At 60.8% G+C, this 16,160-nt stretch carries 19 protein-coding genes and 1 pseudogene; 11 read left to right on the top strand and 9 right to left on the bottom strand.

The features are described from left to right. Positions 1–20 precede the first annotated feature (20 nt). Complete coding sequence (locus tag AK36_RS04790) at positions 21–1,412, bottom strand: TolC family protein (RefSeq protein WP_045577989.1); 1,392 nt, start codon at positions 1,410–1,412, stop codon at positions 21–23. A gap of 170 nt (positions 1,413–1,582) precedes the next feature. Beyond that, on the bottom strand, positions 1,583–1,819 hold the full coding sequence (locus tag AK36_RS32630) for a PepSY domain-containing protein (protein ID WP_106919396.1): 237 nt from the start codon (positions 1,817–1,819) through the stop codon (positions 1,583–1,585). A gap of 409 nt (positions 1,820–2,228) precedes the next feature. On the opposite strand from AK36_RS32630, the gene AK36_RS04780 reads away from it, so the two are divergent. Next, positions 2,229–2,534, top strand: coding sequence for a DUF4148 domain-containing protein (locus AK36_RS04780; protein WP_045577987.1), 306 nt, complete (start codon positions 2,229–2,231; stop codon positions 2,532–2,534). Positions 2,535–2,744: 210 nt separating this feature from the next. Here AK36_RS04780 and AK36_RS30695 read toward each other — a convergent pair whose 3' ends face one another. After that, positions 2,745–2,987 carry a hypothetical protein gene (locus AK36_RS30695; protein ID WP_080938609.1) on the bottom strand — a complete coding sequence of 81 codons (243 nt, stop codon included), beginning with the start codon at positions 2,985–2,987 and terminating at the stop codon, positions 2,745–2,747. A gap of 384 nt (positions 2,988–3,371) precedes the next feature. After that, positions 3,372–3,569: a hypothetical protein gene (locus tag AK36_RS32625; protein WP_143331727.1), complete on the bottom strand. Its 198-nt coding sequence runs from the start codon at positions 3,567–3,569 to the stop codon at positions 3,372–3,374. Positions 3,570–3,599: 30 nt separating this feature from the next. On the opposite strand from AK36_RS32625, the gene AK36_RS04775 reads away from it, so the two are divergent. Both AK36_RS04775 and AK36_RS04770 read left to right on the top strand, forming a co-directional pair. Further along, a complete protein-coding gene (locus tag AK36_RS04775; protein WP_045577986.1) occupies positions 3,600–4,262 on the top strand; it encodes a response regulator in 663 nt (220 codons plus the stop codon). Then, complete coding sequence (locus AK36_RS04770) at positions 4,259–5,590, top strand: ATP-binding protein (RefSeq protein ID WP_045577985.1); 1,332 nt, start codon at positions 4,259–4,261, stop codon at positions 5,588–5,590. The genes AK36_RS04775 and AK36_RS04770 overlap by 4 nt, the downstream gene beginning before the upstream one ends. Before the next feature lie 93 nt (positions 5,591–5,683). Here AK36_RS04770 and pstS read toward each other — a convergent pair whose 3' ends face one another. From pstS to AK36_RS04750, 4 genes and pseudogenes are all read right to left on the bottom strand, one after another. Beyond that, a complete protein-coding gene (gene pstS, locus AK36_RS04765) occupies positions 5,684–6,712 on the bottom strand; it encodes a phosphate ABC transporter substrate-binding protein PstS (protein WP_045578429.1) in 1,029 nt (342 codons plus the stop codon). 458 nt (positions 6,713–7,170) lie between these two features. Then, on the bottom strand, positions 7,171–7,614 hold the full coding sequence (locus AK36_RS04760; protein ID WP_045577984.1) for a hypothetical protein: 444 nt from the start codon (positions 7,612–7,614) through the stop codon (positions 7,171–7,173). 730 nt (positions 7,615–8,344) lie between these two features. After that, positions 8,345–9,694: an ATP-binding protein gene (locus tag AK36_RS04755; RefSeq protein ID WP_021156827.1), complete on the bottom strand. Its 1,350-nt coding sequence runs from the start codon at positions 9,692–9,694 to the stop codon at positions 8,345–8,347. Then, positions 9,694–10,343, bottom strand: a pseudogene (locus AK36_RS04750) (response regulator). The gene AK36_RS04755 and the pseudogene AK36_RS04750 overlap by 1 nt, the downstream one beginning before the upstream one ends. Before the next feature lie 166 nt (positions 10,344–10,509). On the opposite strand from AK36_RS04750, the gene AK36_RS04745 reads away from it, so the two are divergent. Beyond that, positions 10,510–10,884 (top strand): cytochrome b562, encoded by a 375-nt coding sequence (locus tag AK36_RS04745; RefSeq protein ID WP_045578428.1) that lies wholly within the window; start codon positions 10,510–10,512, stop codon positions 10,882–10,884. Positions 10,885–10,927: 43 nt separating this feature from the next. After that, the gene (locus tag AK36_RS04740) at positions 10,928–11,494 is read left to right on the top strand and encodes a cytochrome b (protein ID WP_045577983.1); all 567 of its coding nucleotides are present in this window, start codon (positions 10,928–10,930) and stop codon (positions 11,492–11,494) included. A 181-nt stretch (positions 11,495–11,675) separates the two neighbouring features. On the opposite strand, the gene AK36_RS04735 is transcribed toward AK36_RS04740, so the two are convergent. After that, complete coding sequence (locus tag AK36_RS04735) at positions 11,676–12,365, bottom strand: CBS domain-containing protein (protein WP_045577982.1); 690 nt, start codon at positions 12,363–12,365, stop codon at positions 11,676–11,678. Between the two features lie 332 nt (positions 12,366–12,697). Here AK36_RS04735 and atpD point away from each other — a divergent pair, with 332 nt between their 5' ends. Genes atpD through AK36_RS04710 form a run of 6 tightly spaced genes read left to right on the top strand, consistent with a single transcriptional unit; the run spans position 12,698 to position 16,151 of the window. Beyond that, positions 12,698–14,128 carry a F0F1 ATP synthase subunit beta gene (gene atpD, locus AK36_RS04730; RefSeq protein WP_045577981.1) on the top strand — a complete coding sequence of 477 codons (1,431 nt, stop codon included), beginning with the start codon at positions 12,698–12,700 and terminating at the stop codon, positions 14,126–14,128. Beyond that, positions 14,125–14,589, top strand: coding sequence for a F0F1 ATP synthase subunit epsilon (locus AK36_RS04725; protein ID WP_045577980.1), 465 nt, complete (start codon positions 14,125–14,127; stop codon positions 14,587–14,589). Before atpD ends, AK36_RS04725 begins: the two co-directional genes overlap by 4 nt. Next, positions 14,564–14,923: an AtpZ/AtpI family protein gene (locus AK36_RS30690; RefSeq protein WP_224383342.1), complete on the top strand. Its 360-nt coding sequence runs from the start codon at positions 14,564–14,566 to the stop codon at positions 14,921–14,923. Before AK36_RS04725 ends, AK36_RS30690 begins: the two co-directional genes overlap by 26 nt. Before the next feature lie 3 nt (positions 14,924–14,926). Then, positions 14,927–15,211 carry an N-ATPase subunit AtpR gene (locus AK36_RS04720; protein WP_045577979.1) on the top strand — a complete coding sequence of 95 codons (285 nt, stop codon included), beginning with the start codon at positions 14,927–14,929 and terminating at the stop codon, positions 15,209–15,211. Further along, positions 15,208–15,906: a F0F1 ATP synthase subunit A gene (locus AK36_RS04715; protein WP_045577978.1), complete on the top strand. Its 699-nt coding sequence runs from the start codon at positions 15,208–15,210 to the stop codon at positions 15,904–15,906. The genes AK36_RS04720 and AK36_RS04715 overlap by 4 nt, the downstream gene beginning before the upstream one ends. Continuing rightward, a complete protein-coding gene (locus AK36_RS04710) occupies positions 15,903–16,151 on the top strand; it encodes a F0F1 ATP synthase subunit C (RefSeq protein WP_038442209.1) in 249 nt (82 codons plus the stop codon). The genes AK36_RS04715 and AK36_RS04710 overlap by 4 nt, the downstream gene beginning before the upstream one ends. The last annotated feature ends 9 nt before the right edge of the window (positions 16,152–16,160 follow it).

Raw genomic sequence — 16,160 nt, 5'->3', positions numbered from 1 at the left:
CGGGAGCGGGTGACATGAGATCAACGCTGAGTGGAGTCGGTGGAGAATGCGTCCGGGATCGCACTGCCGAGTAGCGCTTGCAGCCCGATACGCTGTTCGGCAAGCGCATCGCGTTGGGTTTCCGCATCAATCTGCCTCGTCAGCGCGGCGAGCTGCGCATCGACGTACTGCCCCATCGCGATATCGTGTGCCGCGAACGCGTTCCGTGCGCGCCCGGCTGCTTGCATGAGCGCCGGCAGTGCTGCCTCGTCCTGCGCGAGTTGCGCGCTCGCGAGGCGCGAATCGTTGCGCAGGTGCGCAATGTCCGCGTACGCAGCATTCAGCCGGACCCGATATTCGTCGCCGAGACGCTGACGAGTCGCCTGTTCGATCGCGATATTGCCGCGGTTGCGGTTGAAGATCGGCAGGCTCAATGCGATCTGGAAACCGGTCGTATAGATGCCGGACGTGTCACGTGCACGATCGAATCCGACCGTCAGGCTCGGAAACTGGTTGAGGATCGCGGCACGGTATTTCTGCTCCTGCGCTTCGTAGCCTGCCTGCAGCGCAATCAAGTCAGGGCGTCGCTTAGGCAACGCTGCCAATTCGGCTTCGAGCGACGCGTTCGCCAGCGGTTTCGTCCTGCTCGAACCGACGAGCTTCAGCTCGACGTCGGGTGCAATCCCCAGCAACAGGTTGAAGTCATGATGCGTCTGCGCGCGGGCACGGACCATGTCGTCATATTGCCGGCGCGCGTCGCTGTATGCCGTCAATGCGACACTCACGACGTCATCGGTCGTGTTCCCGGCCTGCCGGGCATGCTCGAGCCGGGTGTAGCGCGTCTGGTCGAGATCGAGCGCCTGCTTCAGCAGCGGCAGTACGGCGTCTTCATAACGCGTCTTTGTATAAAGCTGCTTGGCTTGAGCGACGATTTGCCATTCCTGCCACAGCAGTCCAAGGTCCGTCTTTCGCACAGTCGCGTCGGCGGACCTCTGGTTGGCACTTCGCGAGATGATCGCCATCACGTCCATGCTCAGTCCGTAGTTGAACGCGCGCTCAAGGCCCGCGGCACCCGGAAAGTCGCTCGAAACCGATACCTGTGGATCTGGTAGGAGACCTGCAGAAAATGCCTGTGCCTGCGCAATGCCGAGATCATCGCGCGCAAGCTTCAGATCCGGGTTGTTTGCGACGGCCAGCATCGCAACGTCCTCGATGTCGAAGCCTGCGGACGGATCGAAACGATGTGCCACTAGTTCGGGTAACGGCATCTTCCGGGGATCGATCTCGAAGCGATCGAGGTCGTGCTGAGACAGCGCGGTCGATGCTCGAAAAAGCGGCTTTGCGTGATAGGTCGTGCAACCGGTGATGAAGCCGCACAACGCAACGCATAACGATGCCGACTTCCAACGGCTAGACAGAGTGTAATCAACCATTGTTGACGCCAAGGTAGTAAGACTAGAAAGCGAAATGCAATCGATAGTGTCGCGTCGCGCTGTACATGAAAATTTTCTCGTTTCCCACCTTAAGTGCGCGTTAACGATGCTCCGGCCGAGCAACGAATCCAGTGCATCGCATCAATGCTTTGACGATGCACGGCGCCGTCTCAGTCGAGCGTGTCGTGGTCGTCACGATCGGCACTGTCGACGGCGGATGCGAGGACGGTTCCCTTGTTCGCGTCGACGCGAACGTCGTATGCCTTGCCGTCACCGGCCACCTCGACGTCGTACACCCAGCCTTGCCTTGAATTTTCATACTCCGCCCGCGCAGCCTTGCCGTGTACGTGCAGTTCGGCGGCTGTCGCTGCATGTGCGAGCGTCACGGGTGCGTGCACGATCGACATTGCGGCGATTTCCCCGTCGCCGTTCTCGGCATAAGCTGCGGCGACACCCGCTGCGACCAGAACGGTAAGAACAGAAGTCGGGTATAGCGATACATGATTCGTCTTGGGCGAAGCGCAGGAACTTGCGCAAGCCGAACGGTACGTCGAGAGACTTAGCCTTACCTTAGCTATGCCGGATTCCTACGTGAAATTCGGCCCGCCTGGCGAGCACTCGCAAGGGACACGGAATTCAGGCGATCCGGTCAGCAATACTTTTCATGAACACAATCTCAATCGAGTATATCGATCATGTCGTTTTTCTATACATCAAGTTAACCGCATCTTAAGTTTGGAATGCGAATCTTACGTTACCGGATGCAAGTCATCTTCCTTCGCACCGGAAATACGCAACTTTATAGAGAGACTGATCATGAACGTGAAACTCAAACTGCTCGCTGTGTCGCTGGCCGCGCTGCCCCCAATGATGTCGTTTGCCCAATCCGGCAATGTTCCGCTTACCCGCGCTCAGGTGCGTGCGCAATTGATTCAGATCGAAAAAGCCGGGTATTTTCCGTCACGCAAGGATCCCAGCTACCCCGACTTGCTTCAGGCCTCCGAGCGGCGCATTTCGCCTGAACAAACTGGTAGCGGTGTCGGAAGCGAGCCTGCTAACCAGGCCGCGTCGGGACGGCATGTGTGGAAGAATGACCAGAGCCAGTTGTACCGGCATCACTGATTCCTGGCAGCTCGATCGCACCGCTTCAGGAACTTCGGATCAAATGTGCACGGTGCCGGAATGACTCGGCCAGTCATTCCGGAAATCCTGTTGTCCGGTTTGCCCTGCAGCGTGGGAGGCGGGGAATTTGGACCGTTCACGGTATGCGCATCCACCCGAAGAGCGAAATGCCGTCCCCATCGATCAACCGGGCAAACCTCAGCCGATGCACTAGCGCTGCACCGCCTTCGCGGCGTCAAGGCTAGGCGCACCCTTCCCGTAGGGCGATGTCGTCGACATCCGTCGCTCCGCCGCGCGTCGAGCGTCATCAATCGCATGATCTTCACGTTCGACCCTTACACGCTCGAGCGTCACATCCGCGATCGCGATACCGGTACCCTGAACTTTTGCGGAAGCAAACGCGGGAACCACGGCAAGTGCTAAAGCCAGCAAGGCATTGATAGGCGGTTTCATAGATTTGTTCCGCGGTCGCGGCTCCTGTCCTTCACATCGTGACGAAATTCAAGTTGTTCGCTGTCGGTTCGACGGCACGGCGTTGCTTGGTTCGACGCCGGGCATGCGGGCATCGCATCAATTCCCCTCGCGCTCCCGCTCGCTGCCCGGGATCGAGCCGTATCGGCTCCGTCGCAAATGGATCCGAACGACAGATGCGACCAGCGTAGCTCGACAACCTTATGGAAAGCTTAGGGCATCCCCCCGGCGCTTTAATTGGCAAAGTGGCCAAGCTTGCATGTCAGCCCCACCATCTCGCTCGCAATGCGCACGCGTGGCGGCAAGCCGCCAAGATTGACGTTCGTCGTGTGCGGCACCCGTTAACCATTCCTTAAGCAAGCGTCATCATGATCTTTCGAAGCGGGCGTCGATCCGCGACTGTCGAGAGGCTATGGCGATGGATTCAACGGTGCGGTATGCGGTACTGGCAGCGACGATTTCCAGCGAACTTTCCGGGCGCCTTGCCAAAAAGGCAGCGATCAATCCCGTGCCGCGGTTCGATTCGCTTTCGTATGCCCTGCCAGAGGGCAATGCAGCGATCATGTCATCGCGATCAACCGAAACGGAGTCGGCATGCGCGTTTTGGTAGTAGAGGACGATGCGCTGATTGGCAATGGTTTGCTGCGCGGGCTACGGCATTCGGGGTTTGCTGTCGACTGGGTTCGGGACGGCGAGGCCGCGTCGACCGCATTGCGCTCCACACAATACGGTCTGATCCTGCTCGATCTGGGACTCCCCGGCGAAGACGGTTCATCGGTTCTCGCAAGGTTGCGCCAACGAAACGATCCGACGCCGGTCATCATCGTCACGGCCCGCGATGCCATTGGCGATCGCGTGGCCGGCCTGGATGCCGGTGCGGATGACTACCTTGTCAAGCCTTTCGCGCTGGAAGAGCTGCTCGCGCGCATCCGCGTCGTTTTCCGCAGGCAAACGGGAAGCCCGCAAACCGTGTTCCAGTCCGGCACACTGCGGCTCGATCCCGCGCAACACCGCGTCTGGCTCCGGGCCGAAGAAGTGCCGCTTACGGCGCGGGAGTTTGCCATCCTGGAGGAACTGATCCGCCGTCCAAAGGGGATCGTTAAGCGTGAGCAACTCGAGGAATGCCTCTACGGATGGAACGAGGAAGTCGAGAGCAACACGGTCCAGGTTCACATTCACCATCTGCGCCAGAAGCTCGGTACGGACGTCATCGTGACCGTACGAGGCATCGGCTATCGAATCGGAGCACCTGGATGAAATCGCTCAGGCGCAGACTCCTGCTCTGGCTCGTGCCCGCGACATTGTTGATTGGCGTAATCGCCAGCGCAACCACGTACTGGGGTGCGTTGACCGAAATCGACGAGTTGCTGAGCGATCAGTTGAAGGCGGTCGCCCGGCACGTGAACGTCGATGCCAACGGCCGCCTGTCACTGACGGGTGTCAGGCAAAGTGACGACACCAGCTTGTCGGGCCAGCAATCGCACGGCGTATTGCTTGAAATCTGGCGTGGATCGGGTGTTCTTTTCAGCACCGACCCCGACTCGTTGCTGCCCCCGCCACAAGGCCCCGGGCTCGCGGACGTCGCCAGTCGAGGGCAGCTATGGCATACCTACGTGTATCGGAGCGGTGACACCCTGATTCGTGTCGCGCAGGTGCAGCGCGCACGCTGGGAGGCAGTCGCGGAAATCGCAATGCATCTGCTGTGGCCGGTTCTATCGTTGCTCCCCGTTCTTGCGCTCTTTCTATGGTTCGGCATCGGCTACGGATTGCACCCGCTTCGCGAGATCGCATCGACACTTCGACGGCGCGACGCCGACAACATGCAGTCGATCGACACGGCAACGATGCCCGGCGAAGTCGTTCCCTTGGCCGACGCCATCAACGATCTCCTGCGCCGACTCGACCAGTCGTTTTCCATACAGCGCCGCTTTATCGCCGACGCCGCTCATGAACTGCGCACACCGATCATGGGGCTCGGCATCCAGGCCGAACTGCTTCCCCTTGTCCGGGACGAACAGGAACGCGATGCGATAGTCACGCAGATTCGAATCGGTACGTCCAGGCTCGCGCATCTGGCGGAGCAACTGCTGACGCTGGCGCGCCTCGCGCCGCAGGCCCCGGAGGCCCTGTCCGAACGGATCGACATTGCCGCGATCGCGCTTTCCGTCGTGAGCGATCGGGAACGCGTTGCGCAGGCGCATCATGTCGACCTGGGGTTGGTTGCCCCGCGCGCCGTGATCGTTCGTGGAAGTCAGGAAGAGCTGCGGATTTTGCTTAACAATCTGGTCGACAATGCGATCCGGTACGCTGGCGCGGGCGCATGCATCGATGTCGTGGTCGAGAAGGACGGAGATCGTCCAGTACTGGAAGTTCGAGATACCGGGCCCGGTATCCCCGATAACGAGTTGACGCGAGTGTGGGAGCGTTTCTATCGCGGTGCGGGCCAGCCCGCTTCGGGTACAGGCCTGGGCCTCTCAATCGTGCAAAGTATCGCGGAGCATCACCAAGCGGAGTTGCATTTGACCAATCGGGAAGACACACGGGGACTCAGCGTTCGAGTCGTTTTTCCTCATAGAGCAAGCTGAGAAGAAACGACCCGATTCCCGCCATGTCGCGCCTGTATATGTCCATCTCCCCCTGATACGCCCTTGAGCGCTTCAGGGGGATGCGTGGCGTGATCAGGGGGCGACGGGGTTGCCGGTCGTATCCTTGACCTTGACCTTCCATTGGCCCTCGATCTCGCTGATCACCGATTGCGGCAGCGAAATGTAGTCGAGACTGTCGGCGGCCGCAGTGCCGTTCCTGAATGACCAGTCGAAGAACTTGAGCGTTTCCTTCGCCTGCTCCGGCTTATCCTGTACCGTATGCAACAGCACGAACGTCGCGCCGACCACCGGCCACGCATTCTTGCCAGGCTCGTTCGTCAGAATCTGATAGAACGATTTCTTCCAGTCTGCACCGGCCGCGGCAGCTTTGAAGGTTTCGGTCGTCGGCTCGACCACCGCACCCGATTCGTTCTTCATCGCCGTGTAGATCATCCGGTTTTGCTTGGCGTACGCCCACTCGACATAACCGATCGCGCCCGGCAGACGCTGCACGAAGGCGGCGACGCCATCGTTGCCCTTGCCGCCCGAACCGGTCGGCCATGCCACGGTCGTGCCTTCCCCAACCTTGCTCTTCCACTCGGGGCTGACCTTCGACAGGTAGTTCGTCCAGATGAAACTCGTACCCGAACCGTCGGCGCGACGAATGACGGCGATGTCGAGGTCAGGCAGCTTGACCTTGGGGTTCAGCGCAACGATGGCCGGATCGTTCCACTTCTTGATCTTCCCGAGGTAGATGTCGCCAAGCACCGGGCCGGACAACGTGACTTCTCCAGCCTTCATCCCCGGCACATTGATCGCCGCCACGACACCGCCAACGACGGTCGGGAACTGAAACAGCCCGTCTTTCGCCAGTTCGTCATCCTTGAGCGGTGCGTCCGAGCCCGCGAAATCGACGGTCTTGGCCTGTATCTGCTTGATTCCGCCCGACGAGCCGATCCCCTGGTAGTTGATTTTTCCACCGCCCGACTTGTGATAAGCATCCGCCCATTTGGCGTAAATCGGTGCAGCGAACGTGCTGCCCGCACCGGTGATGTCCACCGCATGAACAAGCGACGAGGAGAGCATCGTCAGCATCAGAACCGGGATCGCTTTCAATTTCATTTCCATTCCTTCCGAGTGTGGTAGCGCGGGACGATAGCGGTCACATGTGACAGTTTCGGGACAGTATTGCCGAGCTCGCGCGCGGCGGCTCCGCGCACGACCGCACGCACCGTCAATAGCGCCCAAGGATCGAGTCGCACCAGTCAAGATAGACCCTCGTTGTGCCGACGCCACACGGCGGATCGCCGCGCGCCACTTATCTTGGTGTCGGACTTTCACGCCGCATCTCGGCGACACCAGCTCAGTCCTGGTGTGGCTCCGTGAAATGCGATCCGATCATAGTAGGTGCAGATTCACCGACGTCACGGCAAGCATCAAAGCATGGATGAAATCCTGATTTTTCCCACTGCCGCTCGGATATTCGCTTTGGCCAGCTATGACACAACCTCGTCGATTCGAAGCACTCGCTGCCCGCATTAGTCACGCGGAGCAAACCGATGAGCGCCATCGGTTGCATGTTAGTTTTCAGGGCCGACGATGAGATCGCTATACATCGCAGAGCGGTAGTGTCCCGGCTCGTTGCAAAACACGAGGTATCTTCCAGGCTTCAGTGAAAATCGCGCTGTTACGATCTCGCGCTGATTCAGGTCCTCGATACCCTGTAGCCCTTTCAGCTTGTCTTCGGCCACCTGCTGTGTTTTTGAATAGTAGGGCAACGCTACATCGGAGCCGGACCATCGAATGATCATAAACTCGTGCTTCATCGTATGCGACTCGTTCTCTATCGTGAACTCGACGGGACCGGCCGCGACCTTCGACGGGCTTAGACTCAGCGACATCCTTCCATTTTCCCCGTCTGAAAGCCTCACCCTAACCGAAGCCGGCTCGGCGGCCCATACCGACGACGAGATAATCGCGAGTGCGATGACTCGGGTCCCCATAAACAAGATTTTCGGCAACATGGGCTGCCTCCTTCATAGAGATGCATTGATTTTGTTGAATCGCATGTGTGCACGCCGCGTCGCCCACGGCGCTAGTGATGCGCGTACAACGCGTGTTGCGACTTGCTCAACGACATCCTGCCGGTTTGTTGGCCGGCCTCCATTCCGCCGTAGCCCGACTCGTCCGGCCCTGGAGGATTATTTCTGGCTTGAGGCGGCACCCCATGTTGATCGGTCGACTCCCGCTGAGTCTCCCCCCACTGGTGGGCACCGCGTATTCCGGGTGGTGTTGCTGACGCGTAGAGCGGCACCGTGGCGGCAAGCGCGCTAGCGATCAGGAGCAAAGATTTCATCGCAAGCCCTCCAATGACACTTCATCCCATGTTCATCCGAACTGGCACCGCAATGCACAACACGAATGTCCAGCCGATGTCATCAGCGTAGGATTCGCACCTTAAGGTTTCCTTATCGCAGTCGTGATTGCGCGTACTGCGCCAACGGCGATCCGTGTTCAGGTTAGCGATGACGTGGCGTTTCGTTCGAAGATGATCGGTGGTCTCCAGTTTCAGAAGTAAGCGATCATCTTCCAGCGAAATAGCCAATGGCGCGACGAAAGCGGCCTGGCCGCTGTGGCGTTGGACTTGCTATCAATGACGTGCGTCATCGATAGAGTGTGCCGTTCGTGATGATGCGACGTTTCGCAGGCGTCCGATTACCCAGTCACGTCAATCGCTGTATCCTCAATGCGAGGTCACGATGACGCGGGAAACGTGACACGGATGCCGAACCCCTCCCCATTCAGCCCGTTGATGTACGCGAAACCACCACCGAGCTTGGTCACGATGCGCGCGACGATGGACAATCCGAGTCCACTCCCACTTTCGCTATGATCGCCGCCGCGAAAGAAGCGATCCTGCAATCGAGACAGGTTTTCGTCCGAAACCCCTGGACCGTCGTCCCGTACCTGAAGGCAAACCGCGCCGGCGTCCTGCCAGGTTGCGATTTCCACACTTCCGCGTTCACGACCGTATTTGATAGCGTTATCGACGAGGTTGTCGAGCAGCACGCGGATCAATGTCGGTGGAGCGTGCACGATCGTGTGCTCGTCGGAACGTGATGTCAGCAACATCTGCTTGAGGTCGGCTCGCGCCTGAAAATCCATCACGCAGGCGTGTACTACGCGCGCCAGGTCGACGTCCTCGCCGGGCATCGGTACCGTCTCGTCAAGCCTCGCCAGCGCAAGCAGTTGGTCCGCCAAATGTGTGCTCCGGTCGACTCCCTCGACAACCCGTTGCATCGCACGCCGCTGACGGTCCGGATCGCGTGCCGTGAGCGCGACTTGCGCCTGAACCTTCAGCGCGGCGAGCGGGGTCTTGAGCTCGTGTGCAGCGTCGCTGGTGAACGCGCGTTCGCGATCCAGCGAATCGCGCAGGCGCAGCAACAACGTGTTGAGTGCGGCGACCAGCGGTCGCACCTCGTCGGGAATGCCCTTCGTGCCGATGGCGTCGAGACTCTCGGGCGAGCGCGCTGCGATCGCCTCGGACAGCGTCCGCAGCGGTGTCAGACTGCGACCGATCGCCAACCAGACCAAAACAGCCAGCACGGGCAACGCGAATGCAAGCGGCCGGGCGACGCGGCGCGCAACCTCGGCAGACAGATCGGAACGGTGCGTGCGTTGTTCGAAGATGCGCACCGTACGGCCGCGCGCGGCATCGGTTAGCACGTAGGCGTGCCACTTCGGATTGCTGAGCCGAATCGGGCTCGATGTTGCTGCGGGAAACACCGGCAAATCGAGCGAGGCAAGCCCGGGACTCGCGGCCAGGATGCGTCCGCCGGCATCGCTGACCTGATACAGCATCCGCGGCGAGGCATCGTTGTCGCCGTCGTCGTCTTCGGACGAACCGAGCGCGATGTCCGCAAAGACTGGGAGATCTGATGCATGGAGTCCGGCGAACGCCCTGGCGATCTGCTCAATGCGGGCATCGTCCCATTCCTCTGCCTCGTGTATTGCCTGGCGATAGCTGGAAACCAGCGAATAAGCCCAGACAGCTACAACGCCCGACAGCACCAGCAAGGTGAGCCGTTGCCTGATCGAGCCCATCACGACGTCTTCTCCACCACATACCCGACGCCACGAATCGTCCTGATAAGTTCGGCCCCCAATTTTTTGCGCAGATTCGAGACATGCACTTCGATCGCATTGCTTTCGATCTCTTCGTTCCAGCCGTAGAGGCTGTCCTGGAGCCGCGCACGTGACAGCGGACGGCCCTGGTTCGCCAGCAATTCGACCAGCAACGCGCATTCGCGCGACGTCAGCGCTATCCGTTCAGTACCGCGCGTCACCGTCATCAGCGCAGGATCGACCGACAAGTCGCCGTATTCGATCGTGTCGGTGCCGCGGCCTTGCGAACGGCGCACGAGCGCCCGGCAGCGGGCGATCATCTCGATCAGGTCGAACGGCTTGCCGAGATAATCGTCGGCACCCGCGCTCAAACCGCTCACGCGGTCGGCCACCGTATCGCGCGCGGTCATGACGAGCACCGGTGTATGGTCGCGGCGCTTGCGGAGCCAGTCCAGCAATTCAACCCCCGACCGAGATCGAGCACGACGAGATCATACGGCGTGGTTTCGAGCGCGAGCTGGGCCTGCCTGCCGTCATGCGCCCAGTCGACCGTCATGCCTGCATCGATCAGGCCGTCTTCCACCCCGCTTCCGATCAGCTTGTCGTCTTCCACGAGTAGCACCCGCATGGCGTCGTGTTCCTGTCAGTTCCGGACATGGCCGTCCATTGCCGCACGATAACCGCAGGCGCGGGCCGTCATCAAGCCGGTCGCGAAAAAATCCGGGCCTTAAGAATTCGTTAACGTCGGCGCCATAAGGTCGCGATCACTGACATCCGCAATCGAATCGATGACCATGAACAGCCTCTCGTTCCGACTCCGTTTCTGCGCAGCGCTGGCCGTGCTGCTTTCCATCGCTGCCGCGCCGGCCTGCGCCGGCGAGATCAAGACATTGATGAGGGACATGAAGCACGCGATGCAAGGTGCGGCGAACAGCCAGACGATTCCCGAAATGAAAGCCTATATGGCCCGGCTCGAAAGCGATGTGCAACAGGCTAGCCGCCAGAAGTATCGTGATGACCAGTCGACCTATGACGAAGGAATGCGCACCTTGCAGGGTCAACTGGCCGATGTCGACCATGCGATCCAGGCCAACGATCTGTCAGCCGCCAAGCAGTCGCTACGACGAATCAACGGCACGAAGAAGCACTATCACGATCTGCTCGGCTGACTGCGACCGACCACGCTTTTGCTACTGAAACGATATTCCCGTCATGAAAATCGTCACCCGCTATCCACTGTCGATAAGCGTGCTGCACTGGCTGCTGGCCATCGCGCTGATCGGCAACTTGATCGTTGGCCTGCTGCTGGACGACAACGAGGATCTCGTCGGTCTGCACAAGTCGATCGGCATCGTCATTCTCGGCCTTGTACTGGTTCGTCTCGGGAATCGGGTCCGAAAGCGACGCGTGTTGCCGCCGTCGATCAACCCAGGCGGCACGGCGGCCCGCCTGGTCGAACGCACAGTTCACTGCCTGCTTTATGTGCTGATGCTTGTCATCCCGCTGCTCGGATGGATGAAGACGAACGCCGCCGGGCATACGGCCAGTTGCTTCGGATTCTTTTCGTTGCCAACGCTAGCGCCGAAAAGTCGTGCCCTGTCGCAGTGGCTAGGAGAAGTGCATGCATTGACGGCATATGGACTTGCCGCATTGGTTGGCATCCACGTGCTCGGCGCACTGGCGCATCGGGTGATCCGGACGGAAAGCATTCTCCCCCGCATCCTTCCCTGGCCGACGCGCGCCGGCCAGCATGAGGCTCGGACAGAGGATATTGCATGAAGCCAGAAATATGACTCGCAGTGACCGGGCTATTCCGGTCTCGTGGCTACAAGGATATGCGTCACGCCTTCACCGACTGTGAGCAGGCGTCGAGCAATTCTCTCGAGGCTCAAAGCAACCGTTGGTCTCCCATGCAACGTCAACCAGGTTCGTGCTCCACGCACAGCCCCTGCTTCCCATCCTACGCATCTGAATGCGATGCGCCAGTGTGATCCTCCACCCCCCTGACGCCTGGAATGCCCTCCGCCGCTACCCGCATCGCCTGCACCTCGTTCGGCGCCCAAGCGTAGTAGCCCCAAAGATGGACAATCCCGTTCTTGACGATCACATTGCGACCGGGAAAGCTCCATTTGTGACCTGCAATCTCGGCCAGCAGCATGCCTCGAATCTCGCGATCACTCAGAACCTGCTGCAGGTTCGGCGTAGACGCCGAAATAGCGAGTGCCTGGACCAGATTGGCGCGGCTCACGATCCCCACGACCTCATTGCCGCGCACGACAGGAACGCGTCTGATGTGCAGCTTTTCGAGAATACGGGCCACCTCGTCGATCGGCGTCATCTCCTGAACAGTGACGACGTGCTTCGTCATGACATCCTTGACGAGATGCGCATGCGTTTTCACATAGTCGGCGGCATCGTCGCGGCGGGCAGTCAGCAGTTCCATCCACCAGGCGCGATGTGGCCTGTCCGTTTCGATCTCCACGCGTCGCACCAGGTCCGACTCGCTGATCATCCCGACCAACCGTCCATTCGCGTCGATCACGGGCGCACCACTTATTCCATTCTCGACGAGAAGCGCCGCCGTTTGTTGAACGGTCATATCCGGTTTCACGGAAACGACCGAGGGTGTCATGACGTCAATGGCGTGCATTGTCAGCCTCCTCGCACCTGTTTCAGTCATGCGCCAATAGCCGGCGCTTGCCTGCGTTTCCAATATCGAGATTAGGTGACGAGCACACCGGCTCGTTGATGTGCATCAATCTGGCTTGCACAGCGCACATTGCCGGGTATCGGCGGAGTTTTGGCGTGAACGACCCCATCCCCACTCCCACCTCTCAGCCAGCTCGGCGACAGGCCTCTTGATCACGATCAATCGTCGACAGGATGCATCGCAGTAAATATTGGCTCGTGGCTTTTGCCAGTGACGCGGGCTCGTACGGCGATGACCGGTGCACGGGTGCCCTCCAACAGCGACTAAAACCGATGAATACCGCCACGATCGCCAATGTCTCCAGCCCGCAGCTTCCCGGATGCGTCGTCGCGGTGCGCGGCGCCGTCGTCGATCTCGCGTTCCCGGCAGGGACACTGCCCCCGGTGGACACCGCGATCTCGATCGAAGTCGATGGCGGCAGTTCGATCGTTGCGGAAGTACAAGCCCACCTCGATGAGAGGACCGTGCGGGCACTGGCGATGCAGTCGACCAGCGGATTGCCCAGAGGCGCGTCGGCGCAAGCGTCATGTCAACCGATCGCGGTTCCGGTCGGCAATGCCGTACTCGGTCGCCTGATCGACGTGATGGGCACGCCGGGCGACCGGGGCGAGCCGCTTCCGGTCGATGTTCAGCGCCGCCCCATCCATCAAACGCCGCCTGCATTGTCCTCACAGGACAGCGCAACCGGCATCTTCGCGACGGGCATCAAGGTCGTCGATCTCCTTGCCCCGCTCGCGCGGGGCGGCAAGGCGGCGATGTTCGGCGGTGCCGGCGTGGGCAAAACCGTCCTCGTCATGGAGTTGATTCATGCGATGGTCGAGCGATACAAGGGAATCTCGGTGTTTGCCGGCGTCGGGGAGCGCTCGCGAGAAGGCCACGAACTGCTGGTGGACATGCAGCATTCCGGTGTGCTGCCGAAGACCGTGCTCGTGTATGGTCAGATGAACGAGCCCCCGGGAGCGCGCTGGCGCGTTCCGCTGACCGCCCTGACTCTGGCCGAGTACTTTCGCGACGAGCAGCACCAGAACGTGCTGCTCCTGATGGACAACGTATTCCGCTTCGTTCAGGCCGGCGCCGAAGTGTCGGGCTTACTCGGCAGACTCCCGTCACGCGTCGGCTATCAACCGACGCTCGCGACCGAAGTGGCTGCGTTGCAGGAGCGCATCGTATCTGTCGGCGGCGTCTCGATCACGGCGATCGAGGCCGTCTACGTTCCGGCGGACGATTTCACGGACCCAGCCGTCACGACCATCGCCGCGCACGTCGACAGCATGGTCGTTCTGTCCCGCGCGATGGCCGCCGAAGGCATGTATCCGGCGATCGATCCGATCACCTCGTCGTCGATCCTGCTCGATCCGCTGGTGGTCGGTGCCGAACACGTTCAGGTCGCAACCGACGTTCGGCGCACGATCGAGCACTACCGCGAACTGCAGGATGTCATCTCGCTGCTCGGGATCGAGGAACTGGGAGCGGATGACCGCAGGATCGTCGGCCGGGCCCGCCGTCTGCAGCGGTTTCTGACCCAGCCGTTCGCCGTCACCGAAGCGTTCACGGGTGTGCCCGGCCGTTCCGTCGCGGTTGACGACACGATTGCAGGATGCCGCGCGATTCTGGACGGCGAATGCGACGCGTGGCGGGAACAATCGCTGTACATGGTCGGGACGCTGGACGAAGCACGCGAGCGGGAGCGGGAAACGTCATGAGCACGGCGCTTCACATGACCATCGCGACGCCCGCCGGGATGCTGGTCGACGCACCTGATGTCGTTGCCTTCCGTGCGGAGGATGCGACCGGCAGCTTCGGTGTTCTGCCCGGCCACGCGGATTTTCTCACCGTGCTGTCGCCCTGCGTCATGCGTTGGCGCACTGCGGATGGCACGCGCAGGTTTTGCGCCGTAAGCGGTGGCGTGTTGCGAGTCGTCAACGGAAAAGACATCAATATCGCGTGTCGTGACGGCGAACTCGGGGACGCGCTCGAGACGCTCGAATCCCGCGTCCGGGAAGCCCGCGAATCGCGAATCGATGCGGCCCGCCGCGTGCGAGTCGAGCAAACGCGCCTCAACGCCCAGGCGATCAGGCAGGTACTGAAGTACTTGCGCCCCGGCGCCCCGGCTGCGGCCGGACATGCGGATGGCACGAATGAAGGCGACGGTCATGGCCAGTAACTCACGAAAACCCGCTCCTGGCCCGCGCGACCGGGACGTGAAAGCGCCCAAGCCCGTTGCGGGGGTACTCGAGCAAACCACGCAACGCGCCGTCCGGCGAGACCGGCAGGCGCGCGATGTACCGGAGCCGACACTGGGCTCCAGACTGGGGCAGATCGGCATGCTTGGCTGGATGATCGTGATTCCGGCCTTACTGGCACTCTGGGCGGGACATTGGCTCGACCGACATTTTCATACCGGCGTGTTCTTCTCAGCGCCGTTACTGATGCTGGGCGCTGCATTCGGTTTGTGGTCCGCGTGGCGCTGGATGCATCGCCAAGGCCCAGGGAGCTGAAACATGATGCCAGTCCATTTATTGTCGATTCCCCTGCAGATGGTTGCCGGTGGTGTGACCGGTGGCGTCGTCGGGCTCGCCTATTTTGCGTCGCTATTCGCTAATGTGCGCTGGTACGTCAGGGATGCAATCAGCGTCGCCATCATCGTGCATCTCATTCGTTTCGGGGCGCTCGCCCTGGTGCTGTTCGGTCTGGCGCATATTGGATACGTTGCGTTGCTGAGCGGCCTCGCCGGCATCATGCTCGCTCGCCGCGCGATGATCCGCTTGCCGGGAGGTTCGTCATGATGCATTCACCGCTCGTGACCGAACCGCTGTTTCGCATCGGGGCGATCCCCGTGTCGACGCCGGTCGCGACCACCTGGGCCCTGATGGCGCTCGTCGCCCTCACCGCGGCCGCGATGCGCAGGCGACTGTCGTTGACCCCGGGCAAACTCCAGACGGCGGTGGAACTGTTCGTCTCCACGCTCGACAGCCAGTTGCAAGACACGATGCAAATCGACCCTGCACGTTGCCGCGCCCTGCTCGGAACGTTGTTTCTGTTCATCCTGACTTCCAACTGGTCCGGCTTGATTCCCGGCGTCGAGCCGCCTACCGCCCATCTCGAAACCGATGCGGCCCTCGCAGCCGTCGTGTTCGCGTCGACGGTGTTTTACGGCGTCCACGAACGCGGGCTCGCCCGCTATCTCGCCTCGTTCGCTCAACCGACCTGGATCATGATTCCGCTCAATCTGGTCGAACAGATAACCCGTACCTTTTCACTGATCGTGCGCCTTTTCGGCAACGTCATGAGCGGCGTGTTCGTGATCGGTATCGTGCTGTCGCTTGCGGGTCTTCTGGTGCCGATCCCCCTCATGGCGCTCGATCTGCTGACAGGTGCGGTTCAGGCGTACATCTTCACGGTACTCGCGGCGGTATTCATTGGCGCCGCGCTCGGCGACGAGCGCGCAGCCACGCCGCATCCACGGCAAGGAGCATCATGAGCAACTGGATTCAGCTGGTGAGCATCGTCGCGGCAGCCCTTGCCGTTTCATTCGGCGCGATTGGGCCGGCGCTGGCCGAAGGTCGCGCCGTCGCGGCCGCGATGGACGCGCTCGCGCGTCAGCCGGAATCGGCAGGCACGATTTCGCGGACGTTGTTTGTCGGTCTGGCCATGATCGAAACCATGGCGATCTACTGTCTCGTGGTCGCCCTGCTCGTTCTGTTCGCCAATCCGTTTATCAAGTAGGCGTTAGCC

Origin of the sequence: Burkholderia vietnamiensis LMG 10929, from assembly GCF_000959445.1 — a bacterium.
In the GTDB taxonomy this organism is placed as follows: domain Bacteria; phylum Pseudomonadota; class Gammaproteobacteria; order Burkholderiales; family Burkholderiaceae; genus Burkholderia; species Burkholderia vietnamiensis.
Note: the sequence above shows the minus strand (reverse complement) of the source record. Positions and strands in the feature narration are given on the sequence as shown.